The following is a 12,826-nucleotide window of genomic DNA, read 5'->3' as shown; positions in this document are numbered from 1 at the left end:
CGGCGATAACTTCAAAGGATTACCTATCACTATAGGCAGAACGGCTTTTGTATTGCGCGTTGGTGGGCTACATCTGGTACGAAGCCCCCGCCGAGGAAATGAACTTTATTACCCTGTTGGAACTTATCAACGCCAGCGAAGCCCGCGAGGACGACGAGGAATATCAAAGCCCCGTCGATTTGCTGTTTGCCGACTTGGAAGAACGCGACCCCGACCATTTCGCGGTGAAGCAGTACCGAAAATATAAATTGGCGGCGGGCAAAACCGCAAAATCAATCCTCATTTCTTGCGGTGCGAGGCTCGCTCCTTTTGATATAAAGGAATTGCGCGATCTTATGTCCTACGACGAATTAGAACTTGACACGTTAGGCGACAGAAAAACAGCTTTGTTTTTGATTATGAGCGATACGGACAGCACGTTTAATTTTGTTATCGCTATGCTGCAATCGCAGTTATTTAATCTCTTGTGCGACAAGGCCGACGACGAATACGGCGGCAAGCTGCCGGTTCATGTTCGCTGCCTGTTAGACGAGTTTGCAAACATTGGACAAATCCCGCAGTTTGAAAAATTGATTGCCACAATCCGCAGCCGGGAAATCTCGGCTTCTATCATTCTGCAATCGCAGAGCCAGCTAAAAGCCATTTACAAGGACGCGGCAGAAATCATACTTGACAATGCCGACAGCACCTTGTTTTTGGGAGGGCGCGGGAAAAATGCAAAGGATATTTCGGAGAACTTGGGACGTGAAACAATCGACAGTTTCAACACTTCCGAAAATCGCGGCACGCAGGTTTCTCATGGCCTCAATTATCAGAAATTGGGAAAGGAGTTGATGACACAGGACGAAATCGCAGTTATGGACGGAGGAAAATGTATTTTGCAGTTGCGCGGCGTGCGCCCCTTTTTCAGCGATAAGTACGATATAACGCAGCACCCGAACTACAAATACCTTTCCGACTTCGACAAGAAAAACGCTTTTGACGTTGAACGGTATATGTCCACCCGTCCGGCAATCGTAAAGCCCGACGAACCCTTTGACATATACGAAATAGATTTGTCCGACGAGGACGCAGCCGCCGAATAAAAACGGCGGCATTTTTATTTCCAACAACATTTTTTGAGCCGTTTTAGCGGCAGAAAGCGAGGTTTATATGGATTTTTTCAACAGCGCAGTTGACGTATTGCAGACTTTGGTAATCGCGCTTGGCGCAGGACTTGGCATTTGGGGCGGCATTAACCTCATGGAGGGGTACGGCAACGATAACCCCGGCGCGAAGTCGCAGGGCATGAAACAGTTGATGGCGGGCGGCGGCGTTGCCCTTATCGGCCTTACCCTTGTCCCGCTGCTCTCCGGCCTGTTTGGATAATGCCACAAACTAACACTACCCGCCGCGCTCTCCCGCTTCACGCGGGAGGGCGCGGGAAAGGAGGGATTAGCTTTTGATATGGCAGATGATTGAAGATTGGTTTCGCGGCATTTTGACAGACGGAATACTCTCTAATCTCTCCGGGCTGTTCGACAGCGTAAATACAGAGGTTGGAGAAATCGCAACGCAAGTCGGCACAACCCCCGCCGGGTGGAACGCGGGCATATTCAATATGATACGCAGCCTATCGGAAAACGTCATTGTGCCGATTGCGGGCGTTATCATTACCTTTGTCATGTGCTACGAACTAATCCAGCTTGTAATTGAGAAAAACAATCTGCACGATCTCGACACTTGGATTTTCTTCAAGTGGATTTTCAAAACCTTTGTTGCGGTGCTGCTGGTAACAAATACTTGGAACATCGTCATGGGCGTATTTGACATTACACAGAGCGTCGTCAACGACAGCGCGGGCGTTATCATATCCGACACAAGCATAGATATTGCAACCGTTATCACCGATATAGAAGCAAAGCTGGACGCTATGAGCGTCGGCGGGCTTTTGGGGCTATGGTTTCAATCACTCTTTGTGGGGCTTACCATGAAAGCGTTGTCTATCTGTATCATGCTGGTGGTGTACGGGCGCATGATTGAAATATACCTTGTAACGAGTATCGCCCCTATCCCCGTTGCGACAATGGTAAATCGTGAATGGGGCGGCATGGGACAGAACTACTTAAAATCCTTGCTTGCCCTCGGTTTTCAGGCTTTTCTAATTCTTGTGTGCGTCGGTATTTATGCGGTTTTGATACAGACAATCGCAGCAACCGATGACATATCCGGCGCGATCTGGTCTTGCATGGGCTATACCGTCCTCTTGTGTTTTACGCTTTTCAAAACGGGAAGCCTTGCAAAATCCGTATTCAGCGCGCATTAAGGGGGTGCAGATGAAGAAATACAAAATCATTTACGCCGATCCCCCTTGGAGATACGCGAGAAGCAAGGTACAGGGCGCAGCGGAAAAGCACTATCCCACTATGAGTATTGAGGAACTTTGCGCTTTACCCGTCAAAGAAATTGCGGATAAGGACTGTATTTTATTCCTATGGGCGACGTTCCCGCAGCTTAAAGAAGCGTTGCAGTTAATCAAGGCTTGGGGATTTACCTATAAATCCGTTGCCTTTGTATGGTTAAAGCAAAATCGGAAATCGCCCACTTGGTTTTATGGCTTGGGCTTTTGGACGCGAGGAAATGCGGAAATCTGCTTGCTTGCTACCAAAGGACACCCGAAGCGACAATCAAACAAGGTACATCAATTTATTATTTCCCCTGTTGAGCAGCACAGCAAAAAGCCGGATATAACGCGGGAAAAGATACTTGCCCTTATGGGCGACCTACCGCGTATTGAACTGTTTGCAAGGCAGCATACCCCTGGTTGGGACGTATGGGGAAATGAAATCAAAAGCGACATACGGTTTGCCGGAAAGGAGGTTTGAAATGGCGTATGTAACCGTCCCAAAGGATTTAACCAAAATCAAGAGCAAGGTAATGTTCAACCTTACCAAAAGACAATTACTCTGTTTCGGCGCGGCGGTGGCTATCGGGCTACCGCTATTCTTTTTGACAAAGGACAGCGCGGGAACGACAACGGCGGCTTTGTGCATGGTGCTTGCCATGCTGCCCATGTTCCTACTCGCTATGTACGAGAAGAACGGGCAACCGCTGGAAGTGATTATACGGCAATTTGTGGAAGTGAAGTTTCTTCGCCCCAAAGAGCGACCTTATCAGACCAACAATTTTTATACCGCCCTTGCGCGGCAGGAGCGATTAGATAAGGAGGTACGGGCGATTGTCAAAGGAAAAGGGAAAGACCCAAAACAAAAAGCGTAAACTTACGCGGCAGGAAAAGAAACAGATCGACGCGCTTATCCGGCAGTCAAAGGGCGACGGGAAGCCCCATACGGCGCAGGACAGCATACCGTTTGAACGAATGTATAAGGACGGGATTTGCCGCCTTGCAAACGGGCGGTATTCCAAGTGCATTGAGTTTGAAGATATTAACTATCAGCTTGCGCAGCCGGACGACAAGACCGCCATTTTTGAAGCCCTTTGCGATATGTATAACTCTTTTGACGCTTCTATCAGTGTGCAGCTTTCCTTAATCAGCCGCCATGCGAACAAGGAGGATTTCAAGAGCAGTATCACGATTGCCCCACAGAATGACGACTTTGACAGTATCAGAGCCGAATACACCGAAATGCTGCAAACACAGCTTGAACGCGGCAACAACGGGCTTATCAAGACAAAGTTTCTCACCTTTACCATTGAAGCAAAAGATATTAAATCGGCGCGGGCGCGGCTTGCCCGTATCGAAACGGACACCCTCAACCATTTTAAGGTGATCGGCGCGGCGGCGCGGGTATTGGACGGGAAGCAGCGGCTTGAAGTGCTGCATGGGCTTTTCCACCCGGACGGGGAACGCTTCAACTTTGCGTGGGAATGGCTACCCGTAAGCGGCCTTTCCGTCAAAGACTTTATTGCCCCGTCCTCTTTCCGTTTTGGCGACGGGCGAATGTTTCAAATGGGCGGGAAGTTTGGCGCGGTTTCCTTTTTGCAGATTGCCGCGCCGGAACTTTCAGACCGTATGCTTGCCGACTTCATGGAAGCGGAAAACGGGATTGTCGTCAATCTGCACATTCAGAGTATCGACCACAACGAAGCGATCAAGACGATCAAGCGGAAAATCACCGACCTTGACCGTATGAAAATCGAGGAACAGAAAAAGGCAATCCGCAGCGGCTACGATATGGATATAATTCCGTCCGACCTTGCCACCTACGGCGGCGAAGCGAAAAACCTTTTGCGGGATTTGCAGAGCCGGAACGAGCGAATGTTTTTGCTTACGCTGTTAGTTTTGAATGTGGCAGACACAAAGCAGAAATTGGACAACGACGTATTTCAGGCCGCAAGTATCGCACAGAAATACAACTGTATGCTCACCCGCCTTGACTACCGGCAGGAACAGGGGCTTATGTCCTCTATCCCATTGGGCGAAAACCTAATCCAAATCCAGCGGGGCTTGACGACTTCCAGCACCGCCATTTTCGTCCCCTTTACGGTACAAGAGCTGTTCCAAAGCGGCGAAGCGTTGTATTACGGCTTAAACGCATTATCGAATAACATGATTTTGTGCGACAGGAAAAGGCTGAAGAACCCTAACGGCTTGATACTCGGCACACCCGGCAGCGGCAAGAGTTTTTCGGCAAAGCGCGAGATCACCAACGCTTTTCTCATTACCGCAGACGATATTATCATTTGCGACCCGGAAGCGGAATATTACCCCCTTGTGGAACGGCTGAAAGGGCAGGTTATCAAGGTTTCGCAGAACAGCACGCAGTACATTAACCCGATGGATATAAACCTCAATTACAGCGAGGGCGACACGCCCATAGCCTTAAAGAGCGATTTTATCCTTTCCTTTTGCGAGTTGATTATGGGCGGCAAAAACGGGCTGGAAGCGGTTGAAAAGACTTTGATTGACCGCGCCGTTATCAGCGTGTACCGCAGCTACCTTGCAGACCCGAAGCCGGAGAATATGCCGATTTTGGGCGACCTCTACAATGAAATCAAGAAGCAGCCGGAAAAGGAAGCGCAGCGTATCGCGTCGGCATTGGAACTCTATGTAAATGGCAGTTTGAACGTGTTTAACCACCAAACAAACGTTGACATTCACAACCGCCTTGTCTGCTTTGATATTAAAGAACTCGGCACCCAGCTACGAAAACTCGGTATGCTCATTGTCCAAGATCAAGTTTGGAACAGAGTTACCATAAACCGCAGCGAAGGCAAGGCGACGCGGTACTATATCGACGAGTTTCATTTGCTGCTCAAAGAGGAACAGACCGCAGCGTACAGCGTTGAGATTTGGAAGCGTTTTAGAAAATGGGGCGGTATTCCGACAGGTATCACCCAAAACGTGAAAGATTTGTTATCGTCCCGCGAGGTGGAGAACATTTTTGAAAACAGCGATTTTGTGTATATGCTCAACCAAGCCCAGGGCGACAGGGAAATCCTTGCAAAGCAGCTTAACATTTCGCAGCAGCAAATGACCTATGTAACCCATTCCGACGCGGGCGAGGGGCTTATCTTCTATGGCAACGTGATTTTGCCCTTTATTGACCGTTTCCCGCAAGATACGGAACTCTATCGTGTAATGACGACCAAACCCGGCGAGGTGTCGGCATGAGGATAGAAATGGACAAAATCTATTGCGGCGACAGCTTGCAGGTGCTTCAAACCTTGCCGGAAAATGCAGTTGATTGTTGCGTAACGTCCCCACCCTACTATGCCTTGCGGGACTACGGCGCAGACGGGCAGATCGGACGGGAAGCAACGCCGGAGGAATATGTTTCCCGTATTACGGCGGTATTCCATGAGGTAAAGCGGGTGCTTACGCCGGAGGGTACTTGTTGGCTGAATATCGCGGACACTTATTGCGGCACAGGCAGCAAAGCCGACCACCAAGACCCCAAATACCCCAAAGGCAGGAACGGGCAGCAAGTGGCGTTTAACCACCGCGCCCCCGGCTGCAAGCCCAAAGATTTAATTGGTATTCCGTGGCTTGTAGCCCTCGCCTTGCGGGGCGACGGTTGGTATTTGCGCAGTTCTATCATTTGGCACAAAACAAACCCCATGCCGGAAAGCACGCGGGACAGGCCGACCCGCTGCTATGAATATGTGTTTCTGCTTACCAAGTCAAAGAAGTATTATTACGATTGGCAAGCAGTAGCCGAGCCGATAGCCCCCACAACGGCGGGGCGGCTGAAAAGCGGAGTTAGCAAAGGAAATAAGTATAACGTTACTGTTCCGGGGCAAAACCAACCGCAGAAAATCAACCGCCCCCGCGAAAAGGGCGCATACGCCGACGAGTTGATTTCTCCCGTCCGCAGCCGCCGCAACGTTTGGCAGATTAACAATGTCGGCTATCATGGCGGGCATTTCGCAGCGTTCCCGCCGAAACTTGCGGAAACGTGCATTTTGGCGGGCTGTCCCATCGGCGGGATTGTCCTTGACCCCTTTTTCGGCAGCGGCACGACGGGCATGGTAGCAAAACGGCTTAACCGCCGCTATATCGGCATTGAGTTAAACCCCGACTATTGCGAACTTGCAAAACAGCGGATTGGAGGTGATGAAGATTGAGCAAGGAACTGAAAGCCCCCGACAAGGTAACGCAAAAAATGACCCGCGACGGTGCGGTTGCGGAAAACCTCACGACGGGCGAAACGTCCAGTATCAGCGAAAGGCCGCAGGAAGAAAACTATTCAGCCCCCGCAGGGGTGGCAGCGGAAAAGGTTGTGCAGCATATCGGCGCAGAGATTGAGCGACACGCAGCAAAAGGCGCGGAGAAAAAAGCCCTTGACGCGACGCAGCCTAAAACCCATTCTTCCCGCTTGCAGTTTTCCGAAGCGGAACGGGCAACGCCGGAACTTCAAAAAGCGATCAAGAAATCGGATAAGGCGGCAGACTGTTTAGACGCAGCGCGGGCGGCTATCCCCAAGCAGACCAAAATCAAGAAAGAGCGCGTTTTTGACGAAGCGAAAGGCAAGGCAAAGACGCGCCTTTCCTTTGAAAAGACGGATAAGCCCCCAAACGGCAAGTTGCGGCATAACCCCTTATCCCGTCCGGCACAGGAGTTAAACAGTACCGTACATGGGAAAATCTACGAGGTAGAGAAAGAAAACGTCGGTGTGGAAAGCGGGCACCGGGTAGAACTTGCCGGAGAGAAAGCGGGCGGCATGGCGGCGCGGGCAGTTAAGGGCGGCATACGCCGCCATAAGCTGAAACCCTACCGGGCAGCGGCGGCAGCGGAAAAACAAGCGGTAAAGGCAAACGCAGATTTTCTCTATCAAAAGGCGTTGCACGATAACCCCGCGCTTGCGCACTCCAACCCCATTTCCCGTTTTTGGCAGAAGCAGCGCATTAAAAAGCAGTATGCAAAAACGCTGAAAGCGGGCGGCAAAGCGAAAAAAACCGCTGAAGCCACCGCAAAGGCGGCGAAGAAAACCGCGCAGGAAACCAAACGGGCGACGTTCTTTGTTGTCCGGCATTGGAAAGGCTGCTTGATTGTGGGCGGGATTGCCTTTATCGTGCTGCTGCTTTTCGGCGGGCTGTCCTCTTGCTCCCTCTTTGGCGGCAACAGCGGCAGCGGCTTGATTGCGTCGTCCTATCTCTCCGAGGACGCGGATATAACGGGCGCGGAAAGCGCGTATGCCGCTATGGAAGCCGAGTTACAAGATATGCTGGACAATATCGAAAGCGAATACCCCGGCTATGACGAATACCGGGTAAACGCGGACGAGATCGAGCATGACCCCTATGTGCTAATTTCTATCCTTTCCGCGTGGCATGAGGGCGTGTTTACACTCGATGAAGTGCAAAGCACCCTTGAAATGCTCTTTGAGAAACAGTATATCTTGACGGTCGAGGAAGAAGTACAGGTACGCTACCGCACCGAAACAAGGACGGACAGCGAGGGCAACCCCTATACGGTTGAAGTCCCCTATAACTATTACATTCTTCATGTGGATTTGGAAAACTTCAACCTCTCCCATGTCCCCGTTTACATCATGGGCGAAGAACAGCTATCCATGTACGCTATGTATATGTCGTCGCTGGGAAACAGACCCGACCTTTTCCCGCAATCCGGCTATGTGTCTAAATACTATGAAAACCCGCCCGCCGATTATGAAGTACCCGCCGCGCTGCTGGGTTCCGATGAAAAGTTTGCGCGGCTCATGGAGGAAGCAGATAAATACGTCGGTTTTCCCTATGTGTGGGGCGGCAGCACCCCGGAAACCTCTTTTGATTGCAGCGGCTTTGTGAGTTATGTGTTGACGAACAGCGGCCTATACAATACGGGCAGACTTGGGGCGCAAGGGCTTTACAACATCTCAACCCCTGTTTCTAACCCGCAGCCGGGGGATTTGGTGTTCTTTACGGGTACATACGACACCCCCGGCGTTTCCCATGTGGGGATTTATGTGGGCGAGGACGGGGACGGAAGCCCCGTCATGCTGCATTGTGGCGACCCTATCCAGTATTCAAAGCTGGACACCAGCTATTGGCAATCCCACTTTTACGCCTACGGGCGGTTAAATTACAATTAAAAGGAGTTGAAAAATGAATATTGTATCTTTTGGCGGCGGCACGAATAGTGCCGCCTTACTTATTGGCCTATACAAGCACAAAATCCCGATTGACCTTATCACCTTTGCCGATACGGGCGCGGAACACCCGCATACCTATCAATTTATCGAGATAATCAATCAATGGCTTGCGGAACACGGTATGCCGCAGATTACCGTTGTGCAGTATGTTGACCGCTACGGCAACCGCCTATCTCTTGAAACCGAGTGCTTGCGCTCTCATACGCTCCCGTCGATTGCCTACGGGCATAAGCGTTGTTCGCAGAAACACAAAATCGCACCGCAGGAAAAGTTTTGCAACCACTATGCGCCTTGCCGCGAAGTATGGCAGCGCGGCGAGAAAGTCAACCGCTATATCGGCTATGACGCGGGAGAAGTGAAACGGTATGAACATTCCCGCAAGTACAACGAAGCCGACAAAAAATATCATAACCGCTACCCCCTCATTGAAGAATGGGGCTGGAACAGGGACGATTGTATCCGGGAAATCAAAGCGGCAGGATTGCCGCAGCCGGGTAAATCGTCCTGTTTCTTTTGTCCGAGCATGAAGAAACAAGAGATTTTATATCTCAAAGAACACTATCCCGATCTATTTAACCGGGCGGCGACTTTGGAAGAAAACGCTATGCCCTATCTTAAAACCGTTAAGGGATTGGGGCGCAGCTATTCATGGAAAGAACAGTTTGGAAAGGAGTAAATGACTATGGCGAACACGAAACTTGACCGTATCGAAAGGGATATTGAGAAAACGAGGGCAAAAATCCTTGAACAGCAAAAGAAGCTGAAAGACCTTGAAGCGCAGAAAGTCGAGGAAGAAAACGCGCAGATCGTGCAAATGGTAAAGGCGGTACACCTTGACGGGACGCAGCTTGCCGCGTTCCTCTCCGCTTACGCCAGCGGCGAAATCACCTTGCCGCAGCCGGAAGCCACTTACCCCGCCGAACAGGAGGACAACGACAATGAAGAATAAAAAGATAATCCGAAAGTTTACCGTATTGCTTGCCGCACTGGTTATCATGTGCGGCTTTTCTGTTACCGCTTATGCGGGCGGTGGCGATGAAAGCGACGACACGCCTACCCCCGTAACCGAGGAAACCCCCGCGCCGGAAACCGAGCCGGAAGAAACGACGGGCGGCTATGAGCCGCAGCCCCTTACCCCGGACGGGAATATGTCCCTTGTGGACGATATAACGGGTGAAGCGTCCGGCGACAAGCAGTTTATCACCGTCGTTACCAAAAGTGGCAACTATTTTTACATCATCATTGACCGCGCCGAGGACGGGGAAAATACCGTCCATTTCCTTAACCAAGTGGACGAAGCGGATTTAACCGCCCTTATGGAGGACGGGCAGACCGAAGCCCCCGTTTGTAGCTGCACCGATAAATGCGTTGCCGGAAGCGTCAACACCGCTTGCCCGGTTTGCAGCGTCAACATGAGCGAGTGCGCGGGTGTGGAAGCCGAGCCGGAGCCGGAAGAAACCGAGCAGCCGCCGGAAGAAGAAAAAGGCGGCGGCATGGGTATTCTGCTTGTCGTGCTGCTTGTTGCCGCAGCGGGCGGCGGCGCGTTCTACTACTTTAAGATTTTGAAGCCCAAAAAGGACGCGGCGAAAGGCAGCAGCAGCCTTGACGACCTTGATTTTGACGAGGACGACGAGGAAACGGAAGTAGTCGAAACCGAACAGACCGAGCAGGAGGACGATAATCTATGAAACTTGTAATTGCAGAAAAACCGAGCGTCGGGGCGGCGATTGCCGCCGTTATGGGCGCGAATGAAAAGCGCAGCGGATATTTTGAGGGCGGCGGCTACCTTGTGTCGTGGTGTATCGGGCATTTGATTAGCCTTGCAGACGCGGCGACCTACAATGAACAATTCCGTAAATGGAAGTACGACGATCTTCCCATTGTCCCGCAGGAGTGGCAGTTTATTGTTGCCAGCGGCAAGGAGCAGCAGTTTTCCATTCTCAAAGACCTTATGCACCGCAGCGACGTTACCGAGATTATCAATGCTTGCGACAGCGGGCGCGAGGGGGAACTCATTTTCCGCTTTGTCTATGAACAGGCGAATTGCAAAAAGCCCTTTTCCCGCCTTTGGATTAGCAGCATGGAAGCAAGTGCAATCCGCGAGGGCTTTTCAAATCTCAAAGACGGGCGCGGCTATGACAACCTCTATCAATCCGCGCTTTGCAGAGCAAAGGCCGATTGGCTCATTGGCATTAACGCGACCCGCCTTTTCTCTATCCTCTACCATAAAACATTGAATGTCGGCAGAGTGCAAACGCCCACCCTTGCTATGCTGGTAAACCGCGACTATGCAATCAGCAGCTTTAAGAAAGAGAAATATCATGTCGTCCGGCTGGACGTTGGCGGCGTTGCCGCCCTTTCCGAAAGGCAGGACGACGAAGCGGCGGCGCGGCAGATGAAAGCGGCTTGCGAGAAATCGCAGGCCGTTTGTACTTCCCTTAAAAAAGAGAAAAAGACCGCAGCCCCGCCGAAACTGTTTGACCTCACCGCCTTGCAGCGGGAAGCAAACCGTTTGTATGGGTTTACGGCGAAACAGACCCTTGACTATGCGCAAGCCCTTTATGAAAAACGGCTTTTGACCTATCCCCGCACCGACAGCAAATATATCACTTCCGATATGGAGGGCAGCACAAAGGAACTTATCACCGGCCTTTGCGCTGCTCTCCCCTTTATGCAGGGCGTGAAGCTGCAAGCCGACCTTGCGAGGATTTGCGACAACAGCAAAGTAACCGACCATCACGCCATTTTGCCGACAGCGGAGTTTGTGAAAACGGGCTTTTCTTCCCTTGCCGAAAGTGAGAAAAAGCTAATGACCCTTGTGTGCGCAAAACTGCTTTGCGCCGTTGCCGCGCCCTATGAGTATGAAGCGGTTACGGCGGTTTTCACTTGCGGCGGCTATACCTTTACCGCAAAGGGCAGGACGACGCTTTGCGAGGGTTGGCGCGAGATTGAAAGACTATCCCGCGCCGCGTCCGGGGAACAGGACGAGGACGCAGAGCCGGAAGCGGTTTTACCCCCGCTTGCCGAGGGGCAGACCTTTGACAATCCGGCAGCGGAGATCTCCGAACGTTACACGCAGCCCCCAAAGGCATTTACCGAAGATACGTTACTTTCGGCTATGGAGAGTGCGGGAAAGGAGGACACGCCGGAGGACGCGGAGCGCAAAGGGTTAGGCACCACCGCGACGCGGGCGGGTATCATTGAAAAACTCATTAGCGCGGGCTTTGCCGAGCGCAAGGGCAAAAAGCTAATCCCCACAAAGGACGGGTATAACCTTGTCGCTATTCTGCCCGACAGCCTTACGTCCCCGCAGCTTACGGCAGAATGGGAAACGCGCCTTACCGGGATTGCAAAGGGCAGCGACAGCCCCGCCGACTTCATGCGCGGGATTGAGGAAATGACAGCGGGGCTTGTCAAGACCTATTCCGCGATTTCCGAGGATAAAGCGAAGCTGTTTACCCCGCAGCGGGAAGCAATCGGCACTTGCCCCCGTTGCGGCGCGGCGGTTTACGAGGGCAAGAAAAACTTTTACTGCTCCGACAGGGCTTGCAGCTTTGTGATGTGGAAGAATGACCGCTTTTTTGAGCAGCGCAAAAAGGCTTTCACAAAGGCGATTGCCGCCGCCCTTTTGAAAGACGGAAAGGTAAAAATCAAAGGTATGTACTCGACCAAGACGGGAAAGACCTTTGACGGAGTTGTGCTGCTTGCCGACACAGGCGGCAAGTATGTAAACTTCCGCGTCGAGCAGAACCGAAAATGATAAGGCTTGATGAAAAGCAATACCGCGCCGTAAAGAAAATGACCCGCGCCGCTTGTGCAAACAACGATTGCGGGAATTGTCTGCTGCTGGACGACGGGGAAACTTGCGTTTGTGTGCAGAGTATCAGCTATTCGCTGCTATGCCGCTATTTCCGCGAAGCGGTATTACCCGCCGACAGGCAGCTTTGCGAACAGATCACCCGCAGCGGGGAAACCGATTTGAAGCGTTGCGCGGTATGCGGCAGCACGTTTGCGGCGGGCAGCAACCGGGCGAAATACTGCCCCGATTGCGCGGCAAAGATACGCCGCAGACAGAAAGCCCAAAGCGAGAGAAACAGGCGTTTACGGATAAAAACAACTACATAGCAAGCACAGCAAACGAGTACCCGTTTGCGAGAAATGCCCGCGCTTCCCATAGAGAGCGCGGGCATTTTGCTTGTTGGGATAGTCCCAAACCCTTATATGACCGAGAA

At 51.7% G+C, this 12,826-nt stretch carries 12 protein-coding genes and 1 pseudogene; all 13 read left to right on the top strand.

Annotation, left to right across the window (positions count from 1 at the left end):
* Positions 1 to 35: 35 nt before the first annotated feature.
* Positions 36 to 1,085, top strand: a pseudogene (locus PG722_RS12300) (VirD4-like conjugal transfer protein, CD1115 family); the annotation flags it as partial.
* Positions 1,086 to 1,152: 67 nt separating this feature from the next.
* Positions 1,153 to 1,368, top strand: coding sequence for a Maff2 family mobile element protein (locus PG722_RS12295; RefSeq protein WP_002604482.1), 216 nt, complete (start codon positions 1,153 to 1,155; stop codon positions 1,366 to 1,368).
* Positions 1,369 to 1,441: 73 nt separating this feature from the next.
* The gene (locus PG722_RS12290) at positions 1,442 to 2,305 is read left to right on the top strand and encodes a VirB6/TrbL-like conjugal transfer protein, CD1112 family (RefSeq protein WP_002604481.1); all 864 of its coding nucleotides are present in this window, start codon (positions 1,442 to 1,444) and stop codon (positions 2,303 to 2,305) included.
* A 10-nt stretch (positions 2,306 to 2,315) separates the two neighbouring features.
* Complete coding sequence (locus tag PG722_RS12285) at positions 2,316 to 2,864, top strand: MT-A70 family methyltransferase (RefSeq protein WP_002604480.1); 549 nt, start codon at positions 2,316 to 2,318, stop codon at positions 2,862 to 2,864.
* A 1-nt stretch (position 2,865) separates the two neighbouring features.
* Positions 2,866 to 3,258 carry a PrgI family protein gene (locus PG722_RS12280; protein ID WP_002604479.1) on the top strand — a complete coding sequence of 131 codons (393 nt, stop codon included), beginning with the start codon at positions 2,866 to 2,868 and terminating at the stop codon, positions 3,256 to 3,258.
* Positions 3,218 to 5,614 (top strand): VirB4-like conjugal transfer ATPase, CD1110 family, encoded by a 2,397-nt coding sequence (locus tag PG722_RS12275; RefSeq protein WP_002604478.1) that lies wholly within the window; start codon positions 3,218 to 3,220, stop codon positions 5,612 to 5,614. Before PG722_RS12280 ends, PG722_RS12275 begins: the two co-directional genes overlap by 41 nt.
* On the top strand, positions 5,611 to 6,567 hold the full coding sequence (locus PG722_RS12270; RefSeq protein WP_002604477.1) for a DNA-methyltransferase: 957 nt from the start codon (positions 5,611 to 5,613) through the stop codon (positions 6,565 to 6,567). The genes PG722_RS12275 and PG722_RS12270 overlap by 4 nt, the downstream gene beginning before the upstream one ends.
* Before the next feature lie 38 nt (positions 6,568 to 6,605).
* A complete protein-coding gene (locus tag PG722_RS12265) occupies positions 6,606 to 8,534 on the top strand; it encodes a CD1108 family mobile element protein (protein ID WP_425516017.1) in 1,929 nt (642 codons plus the stop codon).
* A gap of 13 nt (positions 8,535 to 8,547) precedes the next feature.
* Positions 8,548 to 9,270, top strand: a complete 723-nt coding sequence (locus PG722_RS12260) for a phosphoadenosine phosphosulfate reductase domain-containing protein (protein WP_002604475.1) — start codon at positions 8,548 to 8,550, stop codon at positions 9,268 to 9,270.
* A gap of 6 nt (positions 9,271 to 9,276) precedes the next feature.
* Positions 9,277 to 9,543 (top strand): DUF4315 family protein, encoded by a 267-nt coding sequence (locus PG722_RS12255; protein WP_002584965.1) that lies wholly within the window; start codon positions 9,277 to 9,279, stop codon positions 9,541 to 9,543.
* Positions 9,533 to 10,282 (top strand): DUF4366 domain-containing protein, encoded by a 750-nt coding sequence (locus PG722_RS12250; protein ID WP_002584964.1) that lies wholly within the window; start codon positions 9,533 to 9,535, stop codon positions 10,280 to 10,282. Before PG722_RS12255 ends, PG722_RS12250 begins: the two co-directional genes overlap by 11 nt.
* The gene (locus tag PG722_RS12245) at positions 10,279 to 12,354 is read left to right on the top strand and encodes a type IA DNA topoisomerase (protein ID WP_002584963.1); all 2,076 of its coding nucleotides are present in this window, start codon (positions 10,279 to 10,281) and stop codon (positions 12,352 to 12,354) included. Before PG722_RS12250 ends, PG722_RS12245 begins: the two co-directional genes overlap by 4 nt.
* Positions 12,351 to 12,719 carry a cysteine-rich VLP domain-containing protein gene (locus tag PG722_RS12240; protein WP_002584962.1) on the top strand — a complete coding sequence of 123 codons (369 nt, stop codon included), beginning with the start codon at positions 12,351 to 12,353 and terminating at the stop codon, positions 12,717 to 12,719. The genes PG722_RS12245 and PG722_RS12240 overlap by 4 nt, the downstream gene beginning before the upstream one ends.
* Positions 12,720 to 12,826 lie beyond the last annotated feature (107 nt).

Source organism: Butyricicoccus sp. OF27-2pH9A (genome assembly GCF_027693185.1).
Lineage (GTDB): Bacteria > Bacillota > Clostridia > Oscillospirales > Butyricicoccaceae > Agathobaculum > Agathobaculum butyriciproducens.
Note: the sequence above shows the minus strand (reverse complement) of the source record. Positions and strands in the feature narration are given on the sequence as shown.